The sequence below is a fragment of the Halothiobacillus sp. DCM-1 genome (assembly GCF_045689735.1).
In the GTDB taxonomy this organism is placed as follows: domain Bacteria; phylum Pseudomonadota; class Gammaproteobacteria; order Halothiobacillales; family Halothiobacillaceae; genus Halothiobacillus.
Window position 1 is genome coordinate 1,112,123 of record NZ_CP142685.1, and the last position, 26,631, is coordinate 1,138,753.

At 58.0% G+C, this 26,631-nt stretch carries 27 protein-coding genes; 12 read left to right on the top strand and 15 right to left on the bottom strand.

Going from position 1 to position 26,631, the window contains the following annotated elements:
• The first annotated feature begins 15 nt into the window (after positions 1 to 15).
• The 9 genes from sufC (at position 16) to greB (ending at position 6,763) form a co-directional block, all read left to right on the top strand.
• Positions 16 to 771: a Fe-S cluster assembly ATPase SufC gene (gene sufC / locus VOI35_RS05245; RefSeq protein WP_407275020.1), complete on the top strand. Its 756-nt coding sequence runs from the start codon at positions 16 to 18 to the stop codon at positions 769 to 771.
• Positions 768 to 2,048: a Fe-S cluster assembly protein SufD gene (sufD, locus tag VOI35_RS05250; RefSeq protein WP_407275021.1), complete on the top strand. Its 1,281-nt coding sequence runs from the start codon at positions 768 to 770 to the stop codon at positions 2,046 to 2,048. Before sufC ends, sufD begins: the two co-directional genes overlap by 4 nt.
• On the top strand, positions 2,048 to 3,274 hold the full coding sequence (locus VOI35_RS05255) for an aminotransferase class V-fold PLP-dependent enzyme (protein ID WP_407275022.1): 1,227 nt from the start codon (positions 2,048 to 2,050) through the stop codon (positions 3,272 to 3,274). The genes sufD and VOI35_RS05255 overlap by 1 nt, the downstream gene beginning before the upstream one ends.
• Before the next feature lie 7 nt (positions 3,275 to 3,281).
• Complete coding sequence (gene sufT, locus VOI35_RS05260) at positions 3,282 to 3,827, top strand: putative Fe-S cluster assembly protein SufT (RefSeq protein WP_407275023.1); 546 nt, start codon at positions 3,282 to 3,284, stop codon at positions 3,825 to 3,827.
• Complete coding sequence (locus tag VOI35_RS05265) at positions 3,827 to 4,159, top strand: Rieske (2Fe-2S) protein (protein ID WP_407275024.1); 333 nt, start codon at positions 3,827 to 3,829, stop codon at positions 4,157 to 4,159. Before sufT ends, VOI35_RS05265 begins: the two co-directional genes overlap by 1 nt.
• A 19-nt stretch (positions 4,160 to 4,178) precedes the next feature.
• On the top strand, positions 4,179 to 4,580 hold the full coding sequence (locus VOI35_RS05270; protein WP_407275025.1) for a HesB/IscA family protein: 402 nt from the start codon (positions 4,179 to 4,181) through the stop codon (positions 4,578 to 4,580).
• Positions 4,573 to 4,986: a SufE family protein gene (locus tag VOI35_RS05275; RefSeq protein ID WP_407275026.1), complete on the top strand. Its 414-nt coding sequence runs from the start codon at positions 4,573 to 4,575 to the stop codon at positions 4,984 to 4,986. The genes VOI35_RS05270 and VOI35_RS05275 overlap by 8 nt, the downstream gene beginning before the upstream one ends.
• A gap of 104 nt (positions 4,987 to 5,090) precedes the next feature.
• Positions 5,091 to 6,254, top strand: a complete 1,164-nt coding sequence (locus VOI35_RS05280; RefSeq protein ID WP_407275027.1) for a DHHA1 domain-containing protein — start codon at positions 5,091 to 5,093, stop codon at positions 6,252 to 6,254.
• Positions 6,251 to 6,763: a transcription elongation factor GreB gene (greB, locus tag VOI35_RS05285; RefSeq protein ID WP_407275028.1), complete on the top strand. Its 513-nt coding sequence runs from the start codon at positions 6,251 to 6,253 to the stop codon at positions 6,761 to 6,763. The genes VOI35_RS05280 and greB overlap by 4 nt, the downstream gene beginning before the upstream one ends.
• 277 nt (positions 6,764 to 7,040) lie before the next feature.
• Here the strand turns inward: greB and guaA are convergent, their stop codons facing one another.
• Both guaA and guaB read right to left on the bottom strand, forming a co-directional pair.
• Positions 7,041 to 8,624 carry a glutamine-hydrolyzing GMP synthase gene (gene guaA, locus VOI35_RS05290; RefSeq protein ID WP_407275029.1) on the bottom strand — a complete coding sequence of 528 codons (1,584 nt, stop codon included), beginning with the start codon at positions 8,622 to 8,624 and terminating at the stop codon, positions 7,041 to 7,043.
• A 70-nt stretch (positions 8,625 to 8,694) separates the two neighbouring features.
• Positions 8,695 to 10,152: an IMP dehydrogenase gene (gene guaB / locus VOI35_RS05295; protein WP_407276800.1), complete on the bottom strand. Its 1,458-nt coding sequence runs from the start codon at positions 10,150 to 10,152 to the stop codon at positions 8,695 to 8,697.
• Positions 10,153 to 10,303: 151 nt separating this feature from the next.
• Between guaB and VOI35_RS05300 the strand changes: the two genes are divergently transcribed.
• The gene (locus VOI35_RS05300) at positions 10,304 to 10,624 is read left to right on the top strand and encodes a hypothetical protein (protein ID WP_407275030.1); all 321 of its coding nucleotides are present in this window, start codon (positions 10,304 to 10,306) and stop codon (positions 10,622 to 10,624) included.
• A gap of 102 nt (positions 10,625 to 10,726) precedes the next feature.
• Here the strand turns inward: VOI35_RS05300 and VOI35_RS05305 are convergent, their stop codons facing one another.
• From VOI35_RS05305 to asd, 9 genes are all read right to left on the bottom strand, one after another.
• Complete coding sequence (locus VOI35_RS05305) at positions 10,727 to 11,188, bottom strand: T9SS type A sorting domain-containing protein (protein WP_407275031.1); 462 nt, start codon at positions 11,186 to 11,188, stop codon at positions 10,727 to 10,729.
• A 76-nt stretch (positions 11,189 to 11,264) separates the two neighbouring features.
• Positions 11,265 to 11,780, bottom strand: a complete 516-nt coding sequence (locus tag VOI35_RS05310; RefSeq protein WP_407275032.1) for a phosphatidylglycerophosphatase A — start codon at positions 11,778 to 11,780, stop codon at positions 11,265 to 11,267.
• Positions 11,777 to 12,745 (bottom strand): thiamine-phosphate kinase, encoded by a 969-nt coding sequence (gene thiL / locus VOI35_RS05315; protein WP_407275033.1) that lies wholly within the window; start codon positions 12,743 to 12,745, stop codon positions 11,777 to 11,779. The genes VOI35_RS05310 and thiL overlap by 4 nt, the downstream gene beginning before the upstream one ends.
• Entirely contained in the window at positions 12,742 to 13,560 is an 819-nt protein-coding gene (locus tag VOI35_RS05320) for a TatD family hydrolase (RefSeq protein WP_407275034.1), read from the bottom strand. Before VOI35_RS05320 ends, thiL begins: the two co-directional genes overlap by 4 nt.
• 145 nt (positions 13,561 to 13,705) lie before the next feature.
• Entirely contained in the window at positions 13,706 to 14,887 is a 1,182-nt protein-coding gene (locus tag VOI35_RS05325) for a class I SAM-dependent methyltransferase (protein ID WP_407275035.1), read from the bottom strand.
• Positions 14,888 to 14,889: 2 nt separating this feature from the next.
• Positions 14,890 to 15,309: a dihydroneopterin aldolase gene (gene folB, locus VOI35_RS05330; protein ID WP_407275036.1), complete on the bottom strand. Its 420-nt coding sequence runs from the start codon at positions 15,307 to 15,309 to the stop codon at positions 14,890 to 14,892.
• 9 nt (positions 15,310 to 15,318) lie between these two features.
• Entirely contained in the window at positions 15,319 to 17,403 is a 2,085-nt protein-coding gene (locus VOI35_RS05335) for an EAL domain-containing protein (RefSeq protein WP_407275037.1), read from the bottom strand.
• The gene (locus VOI35_RS05340) at positions 17,396 to 19,003 is read right to left on the bottom strand and encodes a hypothetical protein (protein ID WP_407275038.1); all 1,608 of its coding nucleotides are present in this window, start codon (positions 19,001 to 19,003) and stop codon (positions 17,396 to 17,398) included. The genes VOI35_RS05335 and VOI35_RS05340 overlap by 8 nt, the downstream gene beginning before the upstream one ends.
• A gap of 99 nt (positions 19,004 to 19,102) precedes the next feature.
• Entirely contained in the window at positions 19,103 to 19,951 is an 849-nt protein-coding gene (asd, locus tag VOI35_RS05345; protein ID WP_407276801.1) for an archaetidylserine decarboxylase, read from the bottom strand.
• Between the two features lie 231 nt (positions 19,952 to 20,182).
• On the opposite strand from asd, the gene prmB reads away from it, so the two are divergent.
• Entirely contained in the window at positions 20,183 to 21,151 is a 969-nt protein-coding gene (prmB, locus tag VOI35_RS05350) for a 50S ribosomal protein L3 N(5)-glutamine methyltransferase (RefSeq protein ID WP_407275039.1), read from the top strand.
• 274 nt (positions 21,152 to 21,425) lie between these two features.
• Entirely contained in the window at positions 21,426 to 22,703 is a 1,278-nt protein-coding gene (locus VOI35_RS05355; protein WP_407275040.1) for an NAD(P)/FAD-dependent oxidoreductase, read from the top strand.
• Between the two features lie 91 nt (positions 22,704 to 22,794).
• Here VOI35_RS05355 and VOI35_RS05360 read toward each other — a convergent pair whose 3' ends face one another.
• The 4 genes from VOI35_RS05360 to yjgA all read right to left on the bottom strand — a co-directional run bounded on the left by VOI35_RS05360 (position 22,795) and on the right by yjgA (position 26,628).
• Complete coding sequence (locus VOI35_RS05360; protein ID WP_407275041.1) at positions 22,795 to 23,304, bottom strand: HugZ family protein; 510 nt, start codon at positions 23,302 to 23,304, stop codon at positions 22,795 to 22,797.
• Positions 23,305 to 23,372: 68 nt separating this feature from the next.
• Complete coding sequence (locus VOI35_RS05365; RefSeq protein ID WP_407275042.1) at positions 23,373 to 24,554, bottom strand: methyl-accepting chemotaxis protein; 1,182 nt, start codon at positions 24,552 to 24,554, stop codon at positions 23,373 to 23,375.
• Positions 24,555 to 24,724: 170 nt separating this feature from the next.
• Positions 24,725 to 26,071, bottom strand: a complete 1,347-nt coding sequence (locus tag VOI35_RS05370; RefSeq protein ID WP_407275043.1) for a UDP-glucose dehydrogenase family protein — start codon at positions 26,069 to 26,071, stop codon at positions 24,725 to 24,727.
• Positions 26,068 to 26,628 carry a ribosome biogenesis factor YjgA gene (yjgA, locus tag VOI35_RS05375; protein ID WP_407275044.1) on the bottom strand — a complete coding sequence of 187 codons (561 nt, stop codon included), beginning with the start codon at positions 26,626 to 26,628 and terminating at the stop codon, positions 26,068 to 26,070. The genes VOI35_RS05370 and yjgA overlap by 4 nt, the downstream gene beginning before the upstream one ends.
• Between the last annotated feature and the right edge of the window lie 3 nt (positions 26,629 to 26,631).

A 26,631-nucleotide genomic window follows, 5' to 3' on the forward strand; every position in this document is an offset into this window, starting at 1 on the left:
AACTAGAGAAATATCATGAGCTTATTAGAAATTAAAAACCTGCATGCTTCGATTGGCGACAAACCGATTCTGCGTGGCATCCGTCTCACGGTGAATGCCGGCGAAGTCCACGCGATCATGGGGCCGAACGGTTCAGGCAAAAGCACGCTGTGTCAGGTGCTTGGCGGCCGTGAGGGGTATGAGGTAACCGAGGGCAGCGTTCAGTTCGACGGCCAGGATCTGCTGGCGCTCCCCACCGAAGAACGGGCGACAGCGGGCGTGCTGCTCGGCTTTCAGCATCCGGTCGAGATTCCCGGCGTCAAAAATATTTACCTGCTCAAGGAAGCGCTCAATGCCCAGCGCGCAGCGCGCGGGCTGGGTGAAATCGACACCTTTGCGTTCATGAAACAGATCCGTGAACTCACGCGGTCGATGGGTATGGATGATGCTTTCTTACATCGGGGCGTGAACGACGGCTTTTCCGGCGGTGAAAAAAAGCGGAACGAAATCCTGCAAATGCTGCTGTTGCAGCCGAAGCTGGCCTTGCTGGATGAAACCGATTCGGGGCTGGATATCGATGCCCTGAAAGTGGTTTCCGAGGGAATCAACCGCTTGCGGGGGGAAGATCGCGGCATCGTGCTGGTCACACACTATCAGCGCCTGCTGAGCTATGTCGAGCCGGACTTCGTCCACATTCTCTACAAAGGACGCATCATCAAATCCGGCGATAAATCGTTGGCGCTGCAACTGGAAGCCGAGGGCTACCAGGAGATTCTGGACGCGGCATCATGAATCCGAGTCGTAGCCCTCTCCCCCAATGGCTGACTGATCTCTCCCCCGCCGACGCGTTGGCGCCCATTGCGGTGCGTCAACACGCGATGGCGCAGGCGCAAACCTGGGGGCTGCCTTCCTTGCGCGATGAAGAATGGCGCTGGACGAATCTTCGTCCCGTCACTCAGTTCCGGCCAACGACCGAAACACCAAGCGCCATCCCCACAGCAGATACACTGGCCGCCGGATTACCCGATGCGCTGGTGATCCGGTTTATCGACGGCATCCTGCAACCCTTGCCGCAGGATTGCCCGGTCGGCTTGCGCGTGACGGCCTTGTTTGACGCCGACGAAACCGCTCGTCAGGCCGCTTTTCGGCCAGATGCCACGGATGCCAATGATGCCCTGCTGGCGCTGAATACGGCGCTCGCCGACACGGGTATCGTGCTGACGCTGGCGGCGAATACCGTCCTCGATCGGCCCGTATGGATCGACTGGCAGGCGACCGGCGGCGCGTTTTCCTCGCCGCGCATTTTGCTGAAGCTTGGCGCACATAGCCAACTCACCTTGCTGGAAACCGATCAGGGTGCGGCGAACCAAGCGAGCTGGCGTAACGGTGTCATGGTCGTCGAACAGGGCGAAAACAGCGCCCTGACGCACATCCACTTAGGGCTGAGCGGTTCGGCCCGCCTGCTGACCGATCGCCAATTTGTCGAGCTGCCGCGCGATGCCCGTTTTACTTCCATCAATATCCAGCTCGATGGGCAGCTCATCCGCCGGGAAATCGATGTCAACATTCGCGCCCCCGGTGGGCACTGTGATCTGTTCGGCCTGCTGATGCCGCGCGGCAAGCAAGTCATGGACACCCATACGCGCCTGACGCATGGCGCGGCGCATACCACCAGCGATGAGCGGTATCAGATCATCGCGGACGAATCCGGTCGCGGCATTTTCAAAGGTCGGATCCTGGTGGCACAGGATGCGCAAAAAATTCAGGCCTACCAAAACAGCCGGAATCTGTTGCTCTCACCCACGGCGGAAATCAACACCAAGCCGGAACTCGAAATCTATGCGGATGATGTGAAATGCAGCCACGGCGCCACCATCGGCCAGCTTGATCCAGAGGCGCTGTATTACCTCAAGAGCCGGGGCATCAATGAAACCGCCGCGCGGCAATTGTTGATCGCAGGATTTGCGCAGGAAATTCTGGACAAACTGCCACTCCCCGCGCTCACCGGCTATCTCGCAGCGCAGATCGGCGCGCTTCAGCAGCCACTCAGCGACGGAGCGCGGAATTGATGCCTGCCGCGTTCGATGTCACCGCCCTGCGCGCGCAATTCCCCGCGCTGCATCAGTCCATCCACGGGCAACCGCTGGTCTATCTCGACAATGCCGCCACCACGCAAAAGCCGCAGTGCGTGATCGACGCCGTGCGCGACTTTTATCTGCACGACAATGCCAACATCCATCGCGGCGTGCATAGCCTCTCGGCACGCGCCACCGAGCGCTACGAAGCGGCGCGAGAAAGCATCCGGCGAAGCCTGAATGCCGCGAATCTCGACGAAATCGTGTTTGTGCGCGGCGTGACCGAGGCAATCAACCTCGTGGCCGCGAGCTTTGGGCAAACGCTGAAGGCGGGCGATGAAATTCTGATTTCCGCCCTCGAACACCACGCCAATATCGTGCCCTGGCACCTCTTGCGTGAACGGCAAGGCATTGTGCTCAAAGTCATTCCAGCCACGGCCAAGGGCGAACTTGATCTCGCCGCCCTGCCCGGCCTGATCACCCCCCGTACACGGCTGATCGCGGTCAATCAGGTCTCCAACGCCCTTGGCACGATCAATCCAGTCCAGGAAATCTGTGCGCTGGCACGGGCTCACGGCATTCCCAGCCTGATCGATGGCGCCCAGGGTTTACCGCATGGACCGGTCGATGTACAGGCCATCGGCTGTGATTTCTACGCTTTTTCCGGTCATAAGGTATTTGCGCCCAGTGGCGTCGGCGCACTCTATGCGCGCCGCCCCTGGCTCGACACCCTGCCGCCCTATCAAGGCGGCGGCGATATGATCGAAGTGGTGCGGTTTGATGGCGTGCGCTATGCCCCGCCCCCCGCCAAATTCGAGGCCGGTACACCGAACATCGAAGGCGCCATCGGCCTTGCTGCCGCACTCGACTGGCACGCCCAGCAAGACTGGACAGGCATCGCCCGCCATGAAGCGGAATTACTCGCCGCCGCCACGGCCGGGCTGGCCGGCCTACCCGGCGTCCGACTGATTGGCACGGCACCGCACAAGGCGGCGGTGGTTTCTTTCGTGATGGACGGTATTCACCCACACGATATAGGCACCCTGCTCGATGCCCAAGGAATCGCCGTCCGCACCGGCCAGCATTGCGCGATGCCCATTCTCGAACAACTCGGCGCGAGCAGCGGCACCGTTCGCGCCTCGTTCACCTGTTACAACACCCTGCAAGAAGTCGAGTCCTTGGTGCGTGCCGTGCGCCGGGCTCAACAGATGCTCAGTTGAGGAACCCATGGAACCCATCGAACGCGTTCGATTGACCCGTGATTGTGTCGCCATCATGGTGCCTTCCGGGCAAAAAGTGCTGGCCTCGAAAGACACCCCTGTCGAAATCATGCAGGCGCTGGGCGGCAGTTTTACCATCAAGGCGCGCGGTCACCTGCTGCGGGTTGAAGGCAAAGACGCCGATGCACTCGGCAAAGAGCCACCGCCCAAGCCCGAAGTGCCGGAAAACGCGACGGATGCCGACATCGAACAGATGGTCTGGGAACAGCTCAAGGGCGTGTTCGATCCCGAAATTCCGATCAATATCGTGGATTTGGGCTTGGTGTACCGGGTCAAGGTATTGCCGCTGCCCGTCAGCGGGCGGCGCGTCGAAGTCGATATGACCCTCACTGCACCGGGCTGCGGCATGGGCGGCGTGATTGCTTCCGATGCACATCAACGCATCATGGAAATTCCCACAGTCGAAGAAGCGGCGGTCGAGCTGGTATTCGATCCACCCTGGCATCGAGAGATGATGTCGGAAGCCGCCCGACTCGCCACGGGGATGTTCTGATGCGCGCGTTCGATCCCGATCACTGGCTGCCGGTCTGTCCCGCACGCGAACTGGCGCCCGGTGAACGGCGCGTCGTCGCCGGGCCGGATGAAGACATCCTGATCGTCAATGCCGACGGGGTGATTCTGGCCGTGGCCGATCAGTGCAGCCACCAGGCATTACCCCTGCATGAAGGCTTGCTGGATGGGGATTTACTCACCTGCCCCTACCACAATGCCCAGTTCTGTCTGCGCAGCGGTGAGGCCCTCAGCCCGCCCGCGTACGAACCGATCGCCTGCTACGATATTGCCCTTCACGACGACCACATTTATGTGTCGCCCTCCCCACGCTAACGACCCGAGGAAGCGCCCGATGAACCTCGACCCACTTACAGCCAAAGCCCGCGCACAGGCCCTGCCACCAGAACAGGGTCTTCGGCTAACCCCGGTGGCCATCGAGCATTTGCGTAAAACCCTGGCAACCGAACCATCGGCCCTCGGATTACGGGTCGGTGTGAAAAAATCAGGCTGTACCGGATACGGTTATGTCATGGATTTCGCCAAAACACTCAACCCAGACGATCTGTGGTTTGAGCAGGACGGCATAGCGGTTATCTGCGATCAAGCCAGCCTCGAATTCCTCAAAGGCAGCACGCTGGATTATGTCGTCAATGGCCTGTCCCGCCTGCTGACTTTTCACAACCCCAATGTGGTCGATAGCTGTGGTTGCGGCGAGAGTTTCAGCGTAGCGGAGACCGGAGGTCAGCATGGCTGATCCCAAGCGGCGGATTCAGGCGCTCAGTGAAGAATTCGCCTTTTTCTCCGACTGGACCGAGCGCTACCAATATCTCATCGACCTCGGCAAGCAACTCCCGCCCTTTCCTGCCGAGAAACAGGATGAGGCACACAAATTCCACGGCTGCCAGTCACAAGTCTGGTTCGATTACGCCTGGCAAAACGGCAGGCTACAGCTACAGGGCACCAGTGATGCGACCATTGTCAAAGGGTTGATTGCACTCCTGTTTCGCGTTTATGACGAACAAACCGCCGAGGAAATCCGCCAAACCCCCAACGATTTTCTGGATACCCTGGGGCTCAAGGCGCATCTGTCTGCCAATCGCGCGACCGGGTTAGTCGGCATGGTCAATAAAATTCGTGGCCTGGCAGAAACCGCCGTTTGACCCCCGCCCGCGCTCAATCCCAGCCTGCTGGCTGAGCGCCGAGTCTGCGGCATTTTGCGGGCGCCCTGTTACACTACACGCCCGTTTTTAGCTTACACAACACCATGACCACGCCCCGCCTCCTTACGCCGGAAGATCCAGCCGGCCTCGTTTATCACTTGTCGCACACCGATCTCGATGGCTACGGCGCACAGTTCATGCTCAAGGCGGCCGGTGTGAACACGGTGTGTTTCAATGCCGATTACCGCGATATTCCCCTCGCCATGGATGTGATCGTCGAGCAGATTCTTGAGCGCGGGCAACCCGCCAATTTGCTGCTCACTGATTTGAATCTGACGCTCGATCAAGCCGATCAAATCGATAAACGCATCAAAAAACTCAAGGTACCGACCCAAGTACAACTGCTCGATCACCACGCGACCGGGGCGGAAGTGGCCGCCAAATACCCTTGGTATCATCTGGATACCGAACGCTGCGCGACCAAGCTAGCGTTTGAATCGGTGGCGGATCGCTTCGATGAGACGCGCCGCGCGCAATACGCTTTGCGTGCCGATTTTGTGGACATCGGCGATCGCTGGCTCAAAGACGAACCCCTCTTCCGCAAGGCACTGTATCTGCTGGGTTTGGTGATGCAGGACGACCATCTCGCGCCGCCATTATCCGAGATGAAACGCGAATACCGCTTTCATTTAATTGAAGAATTCTTTGCACGCCACGAGCGCGGCGAAAATCTCGAATCCATCGAACGGGCACTCTACGATCTGCGCAAAGCCTTTTTGCAAGGCCGGATCGACGATGCCGAACGAGACAATCCGGACATTCCCCTCAACGATAAATTTCATATTCTGTCCGCCCGCCTGCTGGATGAAACCACCGTACCGATGCTGACCATCGACGGGGTTCGTACCGGAATTTTCTACAGTTGGCCGCATGAAGTTTGGCGCGGCGTGATCATGGACATGATGGAAACCAGAAAAATCATGGACATGGCGATCAGCGTACGCGGCAACGGCAAACTGTCCCTGCGCGCCAATCCCGGAGTGGATGCCGGCGCCATTTCTGCCAAATACTTCAAGGGCGGCGGGCATCCGGGCGCCGCTGGCGGCGAATTGCGTGAAAACCGCCTGCGCGATTTGAACCAAGCCGTCAGCATCATCGAGCAAACGATCAATCCCAACCCAAAACCAACCGTGGCAACCGCCAAACTGGGCGATTTGTTCAATCTGAAAAGCGCCACGCAAGCGAAATCCGATTCCGCCAAAAAATGAGCACGCCGGTCATTTCGGCGCGCGGCCACGCCAAGCTCACTGCCGAATTGGATCATCTATGGCGCGTCGAACGGCGGCAAGTCGTTCAGGCGGTAGCCGAGGCCGCTGCGCTGGGCGATCGCTCTGAAAATGCGGAATACATCTACGGCAAACGCCGACTACGCGAGATCGACCGACGCATCCGCTATTTGCAAAAACGCTTGGGCGAGCTGAAGGTTGTCCGGGAAGCGCCGAAAAATCAACAGACTGTGTATTTTGGTGCCCGCGTCACCTTGTATTACCCGGACGAGGATCGGGAGCAATGCGTCTGCCTGGTCGGTGCCGATGAAATCGACCCCGGCGCTGGGCTCATCAGCATCGACGCACCGCTCGCCCGCGCGTTGCTCGGCAAATCACTCGATGCGGAAGTCACCCTGCATCTTCCCGGCGACGAGGGGCAAACAATCCGGATTCAGGCGGAGATTACGGGCATCGAATACCCACCGGAGCTGCATCAAGGCAACTTTTGAAGTACATCCATCCTTGGATTCACTTAGCAGGATGTTGAAAAAGGGCTTTCCTATCCTTTTTCAACTCGGCTGATCCCTCCTCTTCGGCCTCTCCGACATCCCTGTCGGAGACCCTGCGGGTTCGGCCTTCGAGAGCGTCGCGACACATGTCCGCGACGGCCTCCGAAGATTAATCACATAATGTGATTGATCTTCGTGCAAGCCATCCATGGCTTGCCTTAACAGGCCGTTGAAAAGAGTTTTTCAACAGCCTGTTAGCCTGATGCGGTTTACTGGATCATTCCCACTCGATGGTTCCCGGCGGCTTGCCCGTCACATCGTAAACAACCCTTGATATGCCGTTGATTTCATTAACGATTCTCAACGAGACCCGTTCAAGAAACTCATAAGGCAGGTGCGCCCAGCGCGCAGTCATGAAATCGATGGTTTCTACCGCACGCAATGCCACGACATAATCGTAGCGGCGCCCATCGCCCATCACGCCCACCGACTTGACCGGAAGAAAGACGGCAAAAGCCTGGGCCGTTTTGTCGTACCAGCCCGCCGCGCGCAACTCTTCAATAAAAATCGCATCGGCACGGCGCAGAAGATCGGCGTAGGGTTTTTTCACTTCCCCCAGAATCCGCACGCCAAGACCAGGCCCTGGGAAAGGGTGGCGATAGACCATGTCCGACGGCAGCCCAAGCTCAACGCCGATTTTCCGCACTTCGTCCTTGAACAGTTCGCGCAATGGTTCGAGCAGTTTCAGGCGCATATGTGCCGGCAGCCCACCGACATTATGATGCGATTTAATGACATGCGCCTTGCCGGTTTTGCTGCCGGCCGATTCGATGACATCGGGATAGATCGTGCCTTGCGCAAGCCACTTGGCATTCGCACGTTTGTTGGCTTCTTCCTCGAAAATTTCGACAAACACACGGCCAATGATTTTGCGTTTTTGTTCGGGGTCGGCCACGCCATCCAATGCTGCCAGAAACCGCGCCTCGGCATCGATCCGAATGACCCGCACGCCCATATGTTGCGCGAAAGTGGCCATGACCTGATCGCCTTCATTCAGGCGCAGCAAGCCGTTATCCACAAAAATGCAGGTGAGTTGATCACCGATTGCGCGGTGCATCAAGGCAGCCACCACGGAAGAGTCCACCCCACCGGAAAGCCCCAAGATGACCTCATCGGTACCCACTTGGGCACGCACCCGCGCCAACATATCGTCGATGATATAGTCGGGACGCCATAATCCCTGCGTGCCGCAGATGTCGCGCACGAAGCGTTCCAGAATGCGATGCCCTTGCCGGGTGTGCGTGACTTCCGGATGAAACTGGACGGCATAGAATCGGCGGGTTTCATCCGCCATCCCGGCGATGGGCGCGTTGTCACTGGAGGCCATGAGTTTGAAGCCGGTCGGCATTTCAATCACATGATCCCCGTGACTCATCCAAACATCGAGCAGGCCGTAGCCTTCCGGGGTCACCTGATCTTCGATATTTTTGAGCAACGCGGTATGCCCGCGTGCGCGTACCGAAGCGTAGCCAAACTCGCGATGGGTGGCGTTTTCAACCACGCCGCCAAGCTGTGCCGCCATGGTCTGCATGCCATAGCAAATCCCTAAGACCGGCACGCCCAGGGTAAAGACAGCCGGCGGAGCTGCGGGTGGCTCTGCATCGATCACCGATTCAGGCCCGCCCGAGAGGATGATGCCGCGCGGCGCAAAAGCGCGCACAAAGGCATCATCGACATCCCAAGAGTGGATTTCACAGTACACCCCGCATTCGCGCACGCGCCGGGCAATGAGTTGGGTATATTGCGAGCCAAAATCCAGAATCAGGATTTTTTCTGCATGAAGATCATTCACTTGGGTCATTACGGGCATTCCAGAAACAAAAGCGCGACCCCTCGGGTCGCCGCTGAATCACAACAGGGATTATGCTCAATCAGTCGATGCGGTAGTTCGGGCTTTCTTTGGTGATCGTGACATCGTGCACATGTGACTCACGCATCCCCGCGCTGGTGATGCGCACGAATTGTGGCACCTTGCGCATGGTATCGATGTCTTTGGCCCCCACATACCCCATGGAAGAACGCAGCCCGCCGAGCATCTGGTGCACGATGGCGACCAGCGAACCCTTGTAGGGCACACGGCCTTCGATGCCTTCCGGCACGAGCTTCTCGGCCGTGGATTCCCCCTGAAAATACCGATCACTGGAACCTTGCTGCATCGCGCCCAAGGAGCCCATACCGCGATAAGCCTTGTAGGAACGGCCTTGATACAACTCCACCTCGCCCGGCGCCTCTTCCGTGCCGGCTAACATGCTCCCGACCATGACCGTGTGCGCCCCCGCCGCAATCGCTTTGGCAAAATCCCCTGAATAGCGGATTCCGCCGTCTGCGATCAACGGCACATCCGTCCCTTTCAGCGCATCGGCCACATTCGCAATGGCGGTAATTTGTGGTACGCCGACCCCGGCGATAATCCGGGTGGTGCAGATCGATCCGGGGCCAATACCCACCTTGACGGCATCCGCGCCCGCCGCGACGAGATCCAGCGCCGCTTTGCCGGTGGCGATATTGCCGCCAATGACATCCACTTCGGGATAGCGACCCTTGACCCAGGCAATGCGGTCAAGCACGCCCTGGCTGTGGCCGTGCGCGGTATCGACGACCAGCACATCGACCCCGGCGGCAACCAGGGCGGCCACGCGCTCTTCCGTATCGCCCCCGGTTCCGACGGCGGCGCCAACCAACAATCGCCCGAGTGAATCTTTGGAGGCATTGGGGTGATCGGTCGATTTCTGGATGTCTTTGACAGTGATCATGCCAGACAGCTCAAATCGATCGTTCACAACCAGCACTTTTTCGATGCGATGTTTGTGCAGCAAGGCCTGGACTTCTTCCCGGCTGGCGCCTTCACGCACCGTCACCAAGCGCTCTTTCGGCGTCATGATCCGGTGAACGGGCTGATCCAGATTGCGCTCAAAACGCACATCCCGGCTGGTGACGATCCCGACCAGATCCTTGCCATCGACCACCGGAACCCCACTGATCCGGCGCTCCCGAGTCAGTTTCAATACATCGCGGATGCTGGTTTGCGGCGGCACGGTGATCGGGTCTTTGATCACGCCGGATTCGTGTTTTTTGACCTGCCGGACATGGTCTGCCTGTGCCGCCACGGGCATATTTTTGTGGATGATGCCGATGCCGCCCTCTTGCGCCAGTGCAATGGCGAGCCGGGCCTCGGTCACCGTGTCCATTGCCGCAGAAACCAAGGGCACATTCAGATGGACTCGCCGGGTCAACCGGGTTTTCAGAGAAACTTCGCGCGGTAAGACCGTGGAATGCGCAGGGATCAATAACACATCATCGAAGGTCAAGCCTTCTTCAACAATACGGATCATAAGGATCTCTTTCGTGCTTAAAAATTTTCCCGATTATAGAGTTCGGCGTCCGGCGGGTAAACTCTAACCCGCTCAAACACTGGCAAGCGCCAAGGCGCTGTGCTAGGGTTTAACGGCACCAAAGGAAACATAACGGAGAAACCACCCGATGAAAAAAGCACAACGCCTCACGCTCATGACTGCTGCTGGCTTCCTGCTCGCTTGCAGCACCTCAGTTTTTGCAGCCGATAAAGCGGAATACGACGCCGTCAAGGCGAAAACCCTCGCCGAAGTCAGCGCGCTGCAGAAAGAAGGGATTGAGCCGTGGAATCCCACCGCGAAAGACCCTGTGCTCAAGAAAGCCGACGCGATGGCAGAGAAAGGGGATTACGCGGGCGCCATCAAATACGCCGAATTCATTAGCAGCTTGCAAACGCTGGCCAAACGCGAGTGGCAATCCCAACCAAACCCGGGTCCTTACAAACCCTAAGTGCTCGTCACGAGCCAGCTTAAACCAAACGGGCACCTCTGATTTAGGTGCCCGTTGTGTTTTTCAGATCAGCCGGGGCGAATGAACCGCCCGGCCACAATCTCAAGATTTAAAGCCGAAGCCCAGCTGCTGGGTTCCTTTCGCGCCTACGGTGAACTGCCGGGTCAAACTTTGTCCATCATGCGTTGCCACGAGGGTATAGGCACCCGGCTTGAGCGCCGCCAGAAATTTCGGGCCATTTGCGGTGGTGGTGAGCAGGGTTTTGCCCGACGCATCTTTGATCTCCACGCGCACATCCGCGACGAACGAACCGCCCTGAGCCAGGGCAAATGTGGCATGCACATTGAACTCACGGCCATGCTGGGCAAGCCAGCCTCGCTCTTCGATCCCAATACCGCCCGAAACATAACGAATTCCCTGCGCCTCATGGGGCGTCAATGCGCCCGATGAGATTTCACTGGGCGTCAAGGATTGAATCGTGGGTTGCTCGGGATTCGCCGCCCAAGCCATACCCGCTGCCGTATAACCCACCAGCGCCAGAACCAAAGGAATGGAACGATTCATGATGTTTTCTCCTTCTGCTTCATTGAGACGGTTTTTTGAACCGAAAGGTACCGACGAAGTTCCAACAACCCTGATTTTAGTGAGGAATAAATCGGAGGAGCAACGCCATCAACCCCAGAGCAAACAAACCCGCCAAAATATCATCGAGCATGATGCCGAGGCCGCCCTGCACCCGTTGATCGACCCAGCGAATCGGCCAGGGTTTGAGCACATCAAACAGCCGAAAACACACAAAGCCAAGCAGCAGATTGACTGGCGTAATCGGCAGCCAAACGAATGGAATGAGCACGCCGACGATTTCATCCCAGACAATCCCGCCGTGATCGTGTACGCCTAGGCGGCGGCTGGCCGCGCCACACAGCCATATCCCCGCGAGACCGAGTACGACAACGAGCCCCGCGACCCAGCGCGCCGAATGACTCTCAGCCAAAGCGCCAATCAGCGCCAACAGGGCAATTCCCGGCAAGGTACCGAAAGTGCCCGGTGCTTTAGGCGCAAGCCCCGTACCGAACCCGAATGCCAGCCACAACACCGGATCGCGCCAGACCCGAGCCGATAGATTCGCCCGCGGAGAATTTTTGTCCTGACTCATGCGGGCTGACTCGCAAAGTGAACAAACCCCTGTGGCGCAATTGCGGCCACCTCACCATCACCACCTTGCCAGCGCATGCCTGATTCGGCCTCGATGACGCCGATCACGGTCGCGGGAATCGGACAGTCCGCCCAGCGTTCCGGCGGCACGGTGAACAACAGCTCGTAATCATCGCCACAACGCCACGGCAATTGTCTCAACGAAGGCTCTGCCGCCAGCCAGCCCTGCGCCGCCTCAGACAGCGGCAAGGCATCGGGATCAAGCCGCGCACCGACCGCGCTTTGCTCGAGCAGATGCGACAAATCCTGCAACAAACCATCGGAAATATCGATGGCCGCGTGGGCAAACCCAGCGAGCTGTTGCCCCTCGCCCACCCGCGGGCGGGGACGGTTCAATCGTCCCAGTAAAAATTCCCGCGCCCGCGCATCCACAGCGGCCGGCACAACCTGTGGATTTTGTGCGATGCGCAAACCCAGCCCGGCATCGCCAATCGTGCCGGTCACCGCAATGAGATCCCCCACCTTGGCGGCCGATCGGCGCAAAACCCGCTCAGCGGGGGCGCTGCCCAGGGCGGTAATCGTCAAGCTGAGCAAGGGGCTTTGTACGGTATCGCCCCCAATCAGGCACACCGACATTTCGTCCGCCAAGGTGAATAATCCTTCGGCAAAAGCACTCAGCCAGGTTTCATCCGCCTGCGGCAAGGCAAGCGCCAAAGTAAAACCCAGCGGCTTGGCGCCCATCGCCGCCAGATCGGACAAATTCACAGCCAGGGCTTTATAGCCGATGTCGAAGGGCGCGGTGTCCAGAGGGAAATGTCGCCCCGCAATCAGTGCATCGCTGGTCACCAGCAGGATCTCACCGGGTGGAACCATCATCCCCGCGCAATCATCGCCAATGCCAATACGCAAACGCACATCCGGGCATGGACGCTTGAAATAGCGGGCGATCAGCGCAAATTCGTTCACGAATCACAGGGCAATGACAGCCAGCGACAGGCATTTTGCGTCGTGGCTTCGGCAATCTCGGCCAGTGATACGCCCCGCACATCGGCCAATATCTGCGCCGTATGCGTGACGAAAATGGGGGTATTGGGTTTGCCCCGGTGGGGTGCCGGTGCCAGATACGGCGCATCCGTTTCAATGAGCAGACGATCCAACGGTGCCTTTTGGGCGACCGCGCGCAAATCGTCGGCGTTTTTGTAGGTCAAAATCCCCGAAAACGAGAGATAAAACCCCAGATCCAGCGCCCGCTGCGCGATGGCCCAATCTTCCACGAAACAGTGCATGACCCCGCCGCAATCGCGCGCGCCCTCACTTTCCAGCACCTGCATGGTGTCTTCAGCGGCCGCGCGCGTATGAATGATAAGCGGCTTACGCAACGCCCGCGCCGCGGCAATATGCGCGCGAAAACGCTCGTGCTGCCATGCTTCGGCAACCCCGCTGCGAAAATAATCGAGTCCGGTTTCCCCTATTGCCACAATGGCTTGTTGCCTAGGGTTGCTCTGCACTGCCGCAACCAGACTCTCGGCATCGCAACCCAACTGAGGATCTTCCGTCGGATGAATACCATAGGAGAGCCAAACCTGTGGGCGCTCGCTGGCCGGTGACAAATACGGCGCGACCCGATCCGCCATCGCCGCCCAACGCGCCGGGTGAATCGCCACGCAGAGCATGCGGCGCACCCCTGCCTGCCAAGCAGCATGCATGAACGCGTCGAAATCCTCGCCAAACGGGCTGAGATCGAGTTTATCGAGATGGCAGTGACTATCAAAAAAGTTCATGGCGCGCAGAATGACAAAATCACCCGATACTGACAAGGACGGCGCGATTTTTAGAGAAGTGCTGATTCATTCAGCGCTTCCCGTTTGGGGCGGAGATATTTCAACACGACAAGGATAGGTGTCTTAAGAATTTTTGTTCAGAATTTCATAGGGTTGCCGGGCGCGTCAAGCGCAGCACCCGAAAACGCTCTCCCATTTCCGTGGGCAAAACGAGCTCTTTGAACCCCTGCGCCAAGGCCGCCGCCTGACGCCGATCTTTCGCGGCATCCATCATCTCGGTAAACCGGTCTGGCACATCCGTGCCCAAAAGCCAGCTTGCCTGACTGCGCTCGCCATCGACCACGAAGCCCGCCGTCTCAGCCAATGATGCGGCACGGGTGAAATCCACCCAACTGGTGATGTCCTGCAAACCGGGATAGACAAACGGATCATCATGCGCACGATGGCGGTAATGGCAACGCAGCGTGCCCTCCTGACGATCCGGTCGATAGAGCTCGCGCGCAGCAGCGCCATAATCGAGCAGATATAGCCGGGTTTCCGCCGGTGCCGCGAGGGCGGAGTACCATGCCGCGAGCCAGTCCGCCAGCCCCAGATTGATTTCGGCCCAAATGGGCGTATCCGGCAGGCTGTCTACCGGCCACGCCTGTTCATATACGGTCAGCGCTGCCGTCAGTTCCGGCTGCGTCCCTAGGGGCACCCAGCCAAATCGTTCGCCCTGCAAGCCCACGCCCATCAGACAAGCCGTGTTCGCCTGCCCCGGAATCCAGCGAAAACGCTGCACGGGCATCGCATCGAGCACTTCATTCGCAATCAGCATGCCGCCCGGCCAAACCGAAGGCCGCACCGCCAGCGTATCCACCCATTCAACGCGCTGCCACAGTGCCTCGGGCAAGGCGGCTCGCAACTGCGCCTGTTGGCGTTTCTGCAGCGCCGGGCTGATTTCGACAATCAAATAGCGCGCCGGGATGCAGCCGCGTGCCGCGCTGGTTGTCAAAAAATCGATGGCCAAACGGCCGGAGCCCGCACCGATTTCGCAGACAGCAGCCTGAGGATGCTGCCTCGCGATCTGCTGCCATTCATAGACCAGACCCGCAGCGAACAAGGGAGATCGCTCCGGCGCGGTGACAAAATCCCCGACCGCCCCAAACTGCACCTGGCCGCTGCCATAGTATCCCCATTGCGGGTGATACAAGACCTCGGCCATATAAGTTTCAAACGAGATCGGTGCCTGTTGCAGGCGTTCCTTCAACCGACGGATCAGCGCCGAGCTTTTCTCCCGATCCTCGGCATCCGGAACCGGCAAGGAAAAATCTGGCACAGCCTGCATGATCAAACCCGCGTAGGCGCCGGTTGCGGACGGACTCGGGTGATGGCAATGCCCACACCACGGGCATAAGGCAAGGCCAGGGGTTTGAGCACTCGGCATTCGATTTGCTCGATCAGAGAAAAGCGGGCAAATAGTCCATCGGTCACCGCTTGAGCCAGGGTTTCCACCAACTGGAATGCGCCCATTTGTGTCATGCTCATCACCGCTTCACACACCCGCTGGTAATCGACGGTTGTCTGGATGTCGTCAGCCTTGGAACCATCGACCCGCGCTACTGCCAGTTTCAGATCGAACTGAACCGGTTGAGCGGCTGCCCGTTCATGCGGATAGATGCCGAGAATGGCATCAAACTCCAGCCCTTCAATGAGAATCCAGTCCCAGGCACCACCCAACGCCTCTGCGCTCATGCCCTCTGTGCTCATGCCGCCTCCTTAAAACTGGCTGAAATCAAATTCAAGGCTGTCGCGCGGACTCTGGATGAAATCTCCCTGCACCAGATCGACCCCCATCGGCCAGAGCAACTGCAGTGTGGCCGGATCTTCCACATTGGGCACGATCACCTCGATCGAGCGGGCATTCGCTTCGTTGAGCAGCTTAGTCACTGCGGCCTGATTGGCGGCCTCTTGACTGAAGCGTTCTAACAATGTTCTCGACACCTTGATCTCGCGGGTCTTGAGATGGTCAAGCAACCGGAATGAATCGGGTCCCTCGCCAAACCCGTCGATCAATAGGCTGCATCCCAACGGCGCAATCGTATCGCGCAACATTTCCAGATGTTTCAAGAGATAGCCGGCCAGTTCTGCGCGCACCTGAATGATGAGCGAGGACTCCTCCAACCGCACGCCCGCCAAGCGATTCATCAACCACTGACCAAAATCGTTATCACGCAGCGACTGCTCGCTGACACGGACATACAACCGAATCTTTTCACCACGCCGCTGGGCATCGCTGATCAATTTCATGGCGTTGAGCACGACCCAGCGATCAATCGCGCCCATCAGATCGCCGCGCTCGGCTCGACTCAAAAACTCCAACGGCCGCAAGGCATTGCCTTGATCATCCAACATCCGCAAGAACACTTCATAGCGGTTGATCTCTCGCCGCCCTTGCAACGACACAATCGGCTGGAATGCCAGTTTGAAGCGGTTTTCTTTGAGTGCATCCTTGATCCGGCGAGCCCAGCTTTCTTCCAACTCCTGATCGGACGCCGTCCGCAAATCCGGTTTGAACAACTCCATCTCGTTGGTGCCACGCTCAGCCGCTTTGCTCGCTGCCCGCTCGGCTCGCACGACCAGTTCCATACCGTTTTGCGGGGAGTTACTGTCCAGCAGCACCAAACCGATCGCCGCCATCACGGTCGCCGAGATCGTCCCGACCGTGAAAATATAGTCTTTGGTAAAGCTCAGCAGACTCTTCGCTGTAGCCTCACCCTGCGCGACATCCGCCTTGCCTAGGAGCATGAGGAAAGAATAGGCCCCGTGGCGCGCCACCAGCCCCCTGCCACCCACCAGCGCTTCCAGCTCTTTGCCATATTCGGTCAACAGGCTATCGACACCGGTGGTGCCCACCAGTTTTTTCAAGGCTTCGTGATTGGTGATGTCCAGCATCAGCAATATGCCTTGCTCAGTCTCATCATCCCGCAGGGCTTCCAGCCGTTCATGCAGTTGATCAAAGAAGTAGTTGCGGTTATATAGCCCCGTCAAGAGGTCGCGCCGGGCGAAAAATTCCAGCTGCTCTTCCACTTCCGCCGAGGTGTTCTGTTTGCGGCTGAAAAAGAGCTGTAAACAGGCTTCGCCATCGAAGGTTGCCCGAGAGGAGGCGATGATCACCTTGATCTTGTCACCCCCTTCTGTGCGCAATTCAAATTCGTCGGTACCCTCTTCCTCCCGCAGGAAAGTTTTCAGCCGACCGGCACTCTCGCCAATCGCGCGGTCGAGCAGCGGTTCTTCCAACAAATCGTCCAGTGAATCAAACCCCATTAGGTCAAGGTAGGCACGGTTACCGTAAATATGCAGACCATCCTGCAGATAAGCCACCGCCTCGCTAGAACCATCGATGAGTTTTTGACAGCGCATTTCTGCGCTGGCCAGTTGTTTGCGATACGACTCGGCCGCTTCTGCCGTTTGTGCGGCGACTAGGGTACGCAGTAGCACTGGCATCAGCCGGGATTCGGCCGTCACGACCGCTTCGGCGCCCAAATCGTACAAGGGCAAAATCTGGGTGTCGTCATTCAAGTCACACAACACGATTTTGGGCAGCGCTTCAAACACAGCCTGAGCATCCGGCTCATGCGCCATCCGATCCAGCAGACTCCCGGCATGACCTGGGAAATCGATTACAACCAAGGTGGGACTCGCCTTGGCCGCTGATGCGATGGCATCTTCCAGACTGACCGCATGATTCACGCTGGCCTGAAGCCCCTGGTTACGAAGCTGGCTGCGCAATGTCACCGCCTCATTGACGGATCGAGAGAGGTACAAAATAGAAAAAGGGCGATCCTTAACCCGTTCACGCATCGACACGCTCAACCTCCATAATCAAAAAATCTTGCCCCGTTTGGCAGACGGCGCCCAATTGCAGGCGCAACTCTTGACCTTCGCGCACCACCAGCAAGGTGTGTGCTTCTACGGCCAAGGCGGTCGAAATGACTGCACGCACGGGTTGCAGCCGCTCATCCAGCAATACAATGATTGGCCAACTTTTACTCCAGCCTGCGCCGACCGAGCGCACATCGCGGGCATAGCCTGCGAACATCTGTCCCGGCACACGCTGCACGCCCATATCGATGGTTTTCATCTCCGCATCCATGTGCCGCACCCAGCGCACGATGCCCAATGCGAATTTGGGGCGATCACTCGTTCCCTGGGGAAATTCGGCCAGCAGCAAATCATCCACCGCAGCGTGGCTATTGCCCGCCAATCGCCAATGAAAACGGAACCCCTGGGATGAAAAATTGATGACATCCCATTCCGCGCCGGGACGAATGACAGCGGTAGACGCTTCAGGGGCACCGTGTACCCCCTCCCATGAGAGATCGTCTTTCACCGCGGTCGTGCGAATGTCCATTTTGAACTCGGGCTCGATAACCAACGGTTGCACGCCCCCTCGAATCGGCTGTTCCAGTCCTTCCCAATCTAGCCCGGCGAGCGACAGTGTCAGATCGGCCTGTCGATCGGGGTATTCCAGACGCTCCAGCCGGTGGTGGGCACTGATGAACCCCAAACTGATCAGACTCGATTGCACCGGCTTCGACGCAGACACATTGCTGTTGCGCGGCGTGCGGCCAGAAAAATAAAACTGCAAGCGCTCGAGCAAGCCATAAACCACGAGACGACACGGCGTTGGCAGACCATCCAGTGCCGTCGGTTCGTACAAACGCCCCAGATCCAGAAACGCACCGGCTGCGGCCATCGAGGCGCGTGGCGTGAGGGCAATATGCGGCAAGATCTTGCCCGAAAGATCGATGAACCGGCTCGTCGGCGTGGGCTGCTCCTGCGACAGATGAATAAACTCCCCCAGTTGAATCAGGCACTCATAGCCATCTTCCAACTCCTCGGCCGTCAAGCCATAGGGATTCACCACTGCCAGGGTCAAAAACGCCACATAGTGTCGATGGATCGACAGCCAACCACTGGGATAATCTTGCGCCAGATCCCCGCGCGCCAGATCGACCAACTGGTGCAAATCCACCATCAGCGAGGACGGCACATCCACATACACCCGATACCCATCGAGCATCGTGCGAATACACCACTCGACCCGTTCCTGATGAACCCGCACCAAATACTCGCTGCGATCATCATCCTGTTCATGCAGGGCGGTGGCCACCAGATTCAGCAAGAGCTGGGCATAACGGTATAAACGAAGCTGCGCGCGCCACTGACCACGCGAAGTCTCGTTCAGCGGCAATCCAGTCTGGCGCAGGCTCGCCCGCAGACGCGTCGCGGTCTTATGCAGGAACGGCAGGTAGGCCGCAGCAACTGAATTGATTTCGGCTGCGCTGGCTTCTTGCCAGTGCAAATCGGCAAACGCCTCGCCGATATCAAAGCTGGCCTCCTCCGGCGACCGCAGTGCCAAGTCATCCAGCAGCGCCAACAGATCAGACGAGAAACTCATGACACGCACTTCCTTTTGCAAAATGGAACCGTCTTGGCTTGGTCAAGCCGCAGCCTGCACCGGGATAGCAATGAGGCAGAATCGAAAATCTAATGGAGTTTACTCTGCTACCGGCTGAGCACAACCCCCCAGCGCCTGCCCCATCTTAACCGTCATCCCCGGGAACAAGCCTGACGCAAACTGACAGGCGGAGGGTAACAGCATCACCACCGTCGAACCCAGATTGAAGCGCCCCATTTCTTGTCCTCGATCCAACGCAATCTGCATCCCGGTATCCGCGCCATAACGACGCGAACTGATGCCCTGGCCCGCAGGCGGGGTGACCACCCCCGCCCAGACGGTTTCAATCGCAGCGACATTGATCGCCCCAACCAGCACCAGTGCCATCAACCCCCAATCCGTCTCAAACACACAGACCAGCCGCTCATTTCGCGCCAGCAATTCAGGCACCTGCTGCACCGTGGCCGGGGAAACACTAAATAATCGACCCGGCACATGAATCATCTGCACCAAACGGCCGGCAACCGGCATATGCACCCGATGGTAGTCCTTAGGCGAGAGGTAAATCGTCGCATAGTGGCTGTGGCCAAATTGCTCGGCCAGTGCGACATCGCCGCCCAACAGTTGGGCAACGGTGTAATCCCGCCCCTTGGCCTGAATCAAATTACCCGATTGCGCCAGGCCGAACTGGCTTAACACGCCATCGCAGGGACTGACCCAAGCCAGCGGATCATCCGGCAACGGGCGGACATCTGCGCGCAGCGCCCGGGTAAAAAATGCATTGAAACTCGGGTATATCGCGGGATCAGGTTCCGCCGCTTCCGCGAGATTCACCCCGAAACGCTGCACAAACGCGCGGATCAAGGCAGCGGTAAACGGGGTGCGCCAGCGACTTGCCCGGTAAACCAAACGAGAAATCGCATGATGCGGCAACGCATACTGAACCATCGTCCACACCGTCTGCGCGAAGGAAGGCGCTCGTTGTGCGCCTGACTCGGCTTCGTGCGGTGATAAATCGGACATAACAACCTCAATCAAGTCAGCGGAAATCACGCAAAGCATCATACCTCAGGCGCCCTATGCCGCGAGGGCGCGCAGCGCGTCGGCAAGAATCCCTCGCGACCCACCGACTTCTGCCACAATGGGTTAATTCCGCCCAACGACTGCCCAATCGACCCCATGACTACCCCATCCGACGTCCGCTTCCCACTCATCGATGATCATCGTCAACTCGCCACCCTGGCCGACTTTATTCGCTGGGCGGCCAGCCGCATGGATGAGCATCAGGTGTTTCTTGGACACGGCACGACCTGCTATTGGGACGAGGCTGCCTGGTTGGTTTTGGACGCGCTGCACCTGCCGCTCTCGCTGGATGCCCAACACTGGCACGCCAAACTGACACCAGGAGAAATCACCCGGGTTGTCGAACTGATCCGGCGGCGCTGTCTTGAGCAAATACCGACCGCGTATCTTTTGCAACGCGCCTGGTTCATGGGGCAGCCCTACTTCGTAGATGAACGGGTGCTGATTCCCCGTTCGCCGTTTGCCGCACTGATTGCCGATCGCTTTGCCCCCTGGATCAGCGACGCAGCGGCACCCCTCAATCTGCTGGATGTCGGCACCGGCTCGGGTTGTCTTGCCATCGCCCTAGCGCAGCATTTCCCGCAGGCGCAGGTGATCGGCAGCGATATCTCATTCGATGCCCTGCAAGTGGCCAGCGAAAATGTGCTGGCACATCAAGTAGAAGATCGGGTCGCATTGGTGCAATCTGATGTGCTGGACGCCCTGCTGGATGAAATCGGCCGCCCTCTGCTGTTTGACCTCATCATCAGTAACCCACCGTATGTCGACCCCGATGAAGCGGACGACCTTCCCGCCGAATACCACCACGAGCCCGCCTTGGGGCTGTACGCCGAAGATCATGGCTTAGCGATCGTCGAACGGTTGCTCGACCAGGCAGCAAAGCACCTGAATCCAACGGGACGGGTATTCATTGAAGTCGGCAACAGCCGCCGATTGATCGATACCACCTGGCCAAACCACCGACTCCAATGGCTTTCACTCCCCACCACTGATGCGGCCATCTTGACCATTAGCCGGCAAGAGTTGACAGACTGGCGGGGAAATTCCCGCAATGAACCCCTGTGAAAATCGTTTTTCCTATGCGAACAATTATTTAATTTTCCGAAATAAATCAGTAGGTTATTTCAATCAACGCAAACTGTATTGAAAATTCAGGCGAATTCCTCTTGCCATTCTCGCGCCTTCGCGCAAGAATCGCCCATCGTTTGGTTGGCTATGGGCTGGCGGCGCGATTCTTATAACTAGCCAGCGGCAGTCCGTGACGATCCGCACGCGCCAATCACGATGACCGATTTCCGCTCGCCTGACCGAGCGACTAACCACCACAGGAGTTTGCACCATGGCACATATCGTCATTCTTGGCGCAGGGATCGGCGGCATGCCCGCTGCCTACGAAATGCGGCAAGAGCTCGGCAAGGAACACAAAATCACGGTGATCAATGCCGATCCGTATTTCCAGTTCATCCCATCCAACCCGTGGGTTGCCGTGGGCTGGCGCAACCGGGACGACATCACTTTTCCGATCGCCCCCTACCTCGAACGCAAAGGAATCGACTTTATCTGCCAACGCGTGGAGGCCATCCATCCGAAAGAAAACCGCATGGTGCTCGCCAATGGCGAGTCGCTGGCCTATGACTATCTGGTCATCACCACCGGCGCCAAGCTGATGTTCTCGGAAGTCGAAGGATCCGGCCCGCACGGGGGGCATACCCAATCGGTCTGCACGATCGACCATGCCGAGCACGCTTACGAGGATTTCAAAAAGCTGGTGGAAAAACCTGGCCCGGTCATCGTCGGCGCCATGGCCGGTGCCAGCTGCTACGGTCCGGCTTATGAATATGTCTTTATTCTGGACACGGCGCTGCGCAAGAAAAAAATCCGCGCCAAGGTGCCGATTACCTTTGTAACACCTGAGCCTTATATCGGCCATTTGGGTCTCGGCGGCGTCGGGGATTCAAACGGCATGCTCGAATCCGAGCTGCGCGGCCACGATATCAAGTGGATTACCAATGCCAAAGTGACCAAGGTCGAAGCCGGCAAGATGTTCGTCGATGAATATGACCGCAATGGCCAGGTTATCGCCCAGCACGAGCTGCCCTTCCAACACTCCATGATGCTCCCGGCGTTCAAAGGGGTGGACTGCGTGGCCAGTGTCGAAGAGATGTGCAACCCGCGCGGCTTCGTCAAAATTGACGAATACCAACGCAACCCGGTGTACAAAAATATTTTCTCGGCGGGCGTTGCTGTCGCCATCCCGCCGGTAGAGAAAACACCGGTTGCGGTCGGCGCACCGAAAACGGGTTATATGATCGAATCCATGGTCACCGCGATCGTGCACAACATTCATGCCGAACTCTCCGGGCATGGCGAAGCCAACCACAAAGGCACCTGGCAAGCCATCTGTCTGGCCGACTTCGGTGACCGCGGCGCCGCGTTTATCGCCCTGCCGCAAATCCCGCCGCGCAATGTGAACTGGTTTGCTGCGGGTAAATGGGTGCATCTGGCCAAAATTGCGTTTGAAAAATACTTCATCCGCAAAATGAAGAAAGGCACCTCTGAACCTCTGTACGAGAAGTACATGATGCGGGCGATCGGGATCAATCGTCTCGAAAAATAATCCGTCTGGCGAATAGACGGAGACGCGCAAAAAACCCGCCATTTGGCGGGTTTTTATGCTGCGAACGATTACCGAACGCTTGAAGACTGGGTCAAGAACCACGCAAATGAGTCAGCAGATCAAACCCGTCGATCTTGAACGCCCGACCAAATCCATTCACCAGTCGCCCGGCACCCGGCACCATCCGATGCAGGTGAAAATCCGGCAACTGCAGCAAGACATCGACAATCTTCCCGTGGCGGGATCGAAGCCCTTGAAACACTTCCGAGCTGCGGCTGTCACCGCGTTCCACACGCATAACATCCGCACGCCAGGTGACCCGAGCTCGGTTATAAATGTTGTGGGTTTTCGCTTCATCCTCGATCAGCATCAGTTCCACCACCGGGTGATGCCGAACCTGTTTGGTGTGGGGCGAGAGATCGCTCATCAACACCCAAAAAGCCTGCTCATACCACACAAACGGGAGCGTGCTGAGACTGGGAAAACCATCCTCATCGATCGTCGCCAAAATGAGCGCCCGAGCCTGATCCCTGAGCAGATATAACCGTTCCTGATCTGGATTGGTCGGCAAGGTGGGGGACGAATCTCGGGAATCACTCATGGCTGGGCACCACTTTACTCAAAAGCATTGGCTGAAGAGTTTATACCGCCGTCGGGAAAACCGGGCGATTAAATCCGGAAATCCCGCACACGCAGCGCCAACCCCTCAGCATCTCGCTGAACCGTGGTGACCGCCGATTGAGCCGCCGCCATATGACGCGCATTGGCCTCGATCACTTCGACCAGACTATTCAGATCCGTATGCATCTGCTCGATCGTTTGTTGATGTCCCTGGCTATGGCTTTCCACATCCAGGGTCGCCGCAACCGACTCGGCAATGGTGTGCAGCACGGAATCCAGTTCTTGCTGCACCGCGGACAAGGCAACTTCCGCCTGCTGCGAATAGGTGACCACTTCATTCATGGTTTGATCCGTCACACTAACTTCCCGGGTCAATCGCTCCATCACGGCCGCAATCTGCACCGTGGCATCACGGCTACGCAAGGCCAGCGCGCGCACTTCTTCCGCCACCACGGCAAAACCCCGACCATGCTCGCCTGCCCGCGCCGCTTCAATGGCCGCATTCAATGCCAGCAGATTGGTTTGATCGGCTACCGAGCCGATGGTACGGGTCATCGCCTCGATCTCTTCTTTGGCTGCCACCAGCGAGCGAATGTGGTTGGTTGCCTCATCCACCCGACGGATGGCAGAGTGAATCGAATCCACACTCTGCCCGACCTGCGTCTGGCTTTGCTCAGACCGGGTTTGCATGGCACGCGCCTGAGCCCCCACCTGTTGCAAGGCATGACGCAAAGCGGAGCCGCTTTCGGCCAGATGCCCCACTTCCGACAACACACGGCTGCGTTGTCCCTGCACCCGATTCTGTTCTGCCATCACCTCATCGATCCGCTGCTGCAATACCGAAGCAGCCTCCTGCATCGAACGACTACCCCGATTGATGTCGCCAATCTGCTGATGCAAGGTGTCGATCATGCCATTGAGACTATTGGCAATATCCCCAATCGCATCATGGCTTTCGACATGGCATTTACTGGTCAAATCGCCTTGACGAACCGCCAGCGCCATTTCGGCAATTTTGCCGAGCTGTTTGAGAAGCACGACATGCGCCACCCAATAATTGAAAAAGCCAACGGTGACCCCCGCGCCCAGGCAACCCATCACAAACCAGATCAACATGCCGGGACGAAAATTGACGAAGAAGCTGGCGAACACCGGAAACACGGCGCCCATACCCACGCCAGCGGCGACAAATGACCACTTTAGGCGGCGTAACATACTGACTTTCCTCATGATCGTTTCCTTAACAAGTTTTGCTACCATTCCTTGGCAAAACAGGCGCCCTGATCCCAGTCTGATTGGCTGTTCAGGCTATCGACATTTTTACGCGATACTTGAGCGGCTAGCCCAACAATATCTTTTGGCCAGCATCAAAAAATCAACCTATCAACAAAATCAACCCATCAACGCCGTGCGACACTGAGCCCACGACCAATCCCGTAATACGACCAGCCATGCTCGGCCAGCAGCGCCGGATCGTACACATTGCGCCCATCGAAAATCAGTTTTGCCGGTAATAAATCGGCCATGCGATCGAAATCCGGCGCACGGAATGTTTTCCACTCCGTACACAACACTAACGCATCGGCCCCGCGCAACGCCGCATCGCGGGTGCCACAAAGCAGCAAGTCCGCACGCTGGCCGTAGATCCGTTGGGTTTCTTCCATGGCTTCCGGATCAAACGCCTGCACGCGCGCACCGGCACGCCACAGCGCCTCCATCAAGCTACGGGACGGTGCGGCCCGCATATCATCCGTATTGGGCTTGAACGCTAGCCCCCACAAGGCAAAGGTTTTGCCGGCCAAGGCGGCAATACCACCAAAATGCTGCACGATCAGTTCGAATAACCGATTTTTTTGCCGCAGATTGACCGCCTCGACGGCCGCCAGCAAGCCCGCGTCGTAACCCACTTCCTGCGCGGTGCGATATAGCGCCTGAACATCTTTGGGAAAGCACGAGCCGCCGTAGCCACAGCCGGGGTAGATAAAGTGATACCCGATGCGGGGGTCTGAACCAATCCCGATCCGCACCTGTTCAATGTCCGCGCCCAGGCGTTCGGCCAGATTGGCCAATTCGTTCATGAAGCTGATTTTGGTCGCCAGCATCGCGTTAGCAGCATATTTCGTCAGTTCCGCCGAGCGCAGATCCATCACGATCATCCGGTCATGGTTCCGGTTGAACGGGGCATACAGCTCGCGCATCCGCTTTTCGCTCGCGGCATCCGTTGTGCCGATGATGATGCGATCGGGCTTCATGAAATCATTCACCGCCGCGCCTTCTTTCAGAAACTCGGGATTGGACACCACATCGAAGCTCAATGCCAATCCGCGTTCCGCGAGCGCCGCTGCCACCGTGGCGCGTACCCGATCACCAGTGCCAACCGGAACCGTGGATTTATTGACAACGATTTTGTGCGCCGTCATATGCCGCCCAATCTGTTCAGCCACGGCCAGTACGAAACGCAAATCTGCCGAACCATCTTCATCCGGTGGCGTGCCGACCGCGATGAACTGCACTTCAGCAAACGCCACGGCATCGGCGGCATCGGTGGTAAACAACAGCCGATCTTCCGCCGAATTCTCGCGCACGATCGACTCAAGTCCCGGTTCAAAAATCGGAATGATGCCCTGTTTCAGTCGTTCGATTTTCTCGGCGTCGATATCGACACACATCACGGTATGACCGACTTCCGCCAAGCAAGCGCCGGTGACCAGCCCAACATAACCGGTGCCAAAAATACTGATTTTCATTCGGTTAATTCATCCAGTCTGGGTTGTTCTTCGGCCGCAATCGCCGTGCGCAGGACGCGAAAAAGCACTCGGAAATCACGCGGCGGTTTCTGTTCGGCCTGTTCTTTCTGCACTTGGCGCAACACTTGGCGCAACACTTGGGCATCGACCGAGGGATACGCCTCGATAAAGGCCGTCAACGCCGCCGGATCATTCAACAGCCGATTGCGCCAGCGTTCGGCCTCATGCTGCACGCGAACATTGTGCGGGTCATCGGGATCGATCCGGCTCAGTGCCGCCTCGATGGCGGGTAAATCTTGCTGGCGCATCAATTTGCCGATGTACTGCAACTGCCGACGACGAGCGCCGTGTGCAGTGATTCGCCTGGCTTCACGCAAGGCCGCGCGCAGGTTATCCGACAAAGGAAATTCCCCCAGCGCCGATTCCGGCAGTGCCAATAGCCTCTCGCCAAGATCACGCGCCGCCTCGGCCTCGCGCTTGCGCTCGGATTTGCTCGGTTCCGCACCATCCGGAGGGGAATCGGGTGCAGACTGTCTGCGTGCAAAACGGGTTGTCATGGG

What these genes read in the sequence shown, in the direction of transcription:
- sufC (WP_407275020.1), top strand. Translation starts at nt 16, where the DNA reads ATGAGCTTATTAGAAATTAAAAACCTGCATGCTTCGATTGGCGACAAA.
- sufD (WP_407275021.1), top strand. Translation starts at nt 768, where the DNA reads ATGAATCCGAGTCGTAGCCCTCTCCCCCAATGGCTGACTGATCTCTCC.
- VOI35_RS05255 (WP_407275022.1), top strand. Translation starts at nt 2,048, where the DNA reads ATGCCTGCCGCGTTCGATGTCACCGCCCTGCGCGCGCAATTCCCCGCG.
- sufT (WP_407275023.1), top strand. Translation starts at nt 3,282, where the DNA reads ATGGAACCCATCGAACGCGTTCGATTGACCCGTGATTGTGTCGCCATC.
- VOI35_RS05265 (WP_407275024.1), top strand. Translation starts at nt 3,827, where the DNA reads ATGCGCGCGTTCGATCCCGATCACTGGCTGCCGGTCTGTCCCGCACGC.
- VOI35_RS05270 (WP_407275025.1), top strand. Translation starts at nt 4,179, where the DNA reads ATGAACCTCGACCCACTTACAGCCAAAGCCCGCGCACAGGCCCTGCCA.
- VOI35_RS05275 (WP_407275026.1), top strand. Translation starts at nt 4,573, where the DNA reads ATGGCTGATCCCAAGCGGCGGATTCAGGCGCTCAGTGAAGAATTCGCC.
- VOI35_RS05280 (WP_407275027.1), top strand. Translation starts at nt 5,091, where the DNA reads ATGACCACGCCCCGCCTCCTTACGCCGGAAGATCCAGCCGGCCTCGTT.
- greB (WP_407275028.1), top strand. Translation starts at nt 6,251, where the DNA reads ATGAGCACGCCGGTCATTTCGGCGCGCGGCCACGCCAAGCTCACTGCC.
- guaA (WP_407275029.1), bottom strand. Translation starts at nt 8,624, where the DNA reads ATGACCCAAGTGAATGATCTTCATGCAGAAAAAATCCTGATTCTGGAT.
- VOI35_RS05300 (WP_407275030.1), top strand. Translation starts at nt 10,304, where the DNA reads ATGAAAAAAGCACAACGCCTCACGCTCATGACTGCTGCTGGCTTCCTG.
- VOI35_RS05305 (WP_407275031.1), bottom strand. Translation starts at nt 11,188, where the DNA reads ATGAATCGTTCCATTCCTTTGGTTCTGGCGCTGGTGGGTTATACGGCA.
- VOI35_RS05310 (WP_407275032.1), bottom strand. Translation starts at nt 11,780, where the DNA reads ATGAGTCAGGACAAAAATTCTCCGCGGGCGAATCTATCGGCTCGGGTC.
- VOI35_RS05320 (WP_407275034.1), bottom strand. Translation starts at nt 13,560, where the DNA reads ATGAACTTTTTTGATAGTCACTGCCATCTCGATAAACTCGATCTCAGC.
- VOI35_RS05325 (WP_407275035.1), bottom strand. Translation starts at nt 14,887, where the DNA reads ATGCAGGCTGTGCCAGATTTTTCCTTGCCGGTTCCGGATGCCGAGGAT.
- folB (WP_407275036.1), bottom strand. Translation starts at nt 15,309, where the DNA reads ATGAGCACAGAGGGCATGAGCGCAGAGGCGTTGGGTGGTGCCTGGGAC.
- VOI35_RS05335 (WP_407275037.1), bottom strand. Translation starts at nt 17,403, where the DNA reads ATGCGTGAACGGGTTAAGGATCGCCCTTTTTCTATTTTGTACCTCTCT.
- VOI35_RS05340 (WP_407275038.1), bottom strand. Translation starts at nt 19,003, where the DNA reads ATGAGTTTCTCGTCTGATCTGTTGGCGCTGCTGGATGACTTGGCACTG.
- asd (WP_407276801.1), bottom strand. Translation starts at nt 19,951, where the DNA reads ATGGTTCAGTATGCGTTGCCGCATCATGCGATTTCTCGTTTGGTTTAC.
- prmB (WP_407275039.1), top strand. Translation starts at nt 20,183, where the DNA reads ATGACTACCCCATCCGACGTCCGCTTCCCACTCATCGATGATCATCGT.
- VOI35_RS05355 (WP_407275040.1), top strand. Translation starts at nt 21,426, where the DNA reads ATGGCACATATCGTCATTCTTGGCGCAGGGATCGGCGGCATGCCCGCT.
- VOI35_RS05360 (WP_407275041.1), bottom strand. Translation starts at nt 23,304, where the DNA reads ATGAGTGATTCCCGAGATTCGTCCCCCACCTTGCCGACCAATCCAGAT.
- VOI35_RS05365 (WP_407275042.1), bottom strand. Translation starts at nt 24,554, where the DNA reads ATGAGGAAAGTCAGTATGTTACGCCGCCTAAAGTGGTCATTTGTCGCC.
- VOI35_RS05370 (WP_407275043.1), bottom strand. Translation starts at nt 26,071, where the DNA reads ATGAAAATCAGTATTTTTGGCACCGGTTATGTTGGGCTGGTCACCGGC.
- yjgA (WP_407275044.1), bottom strand. Translation starts at nt 26,628, where the DNA reads ATGACAACCCGTTTTGCACGCAGACAGTCTGCACCCGATTCCCCTCCG.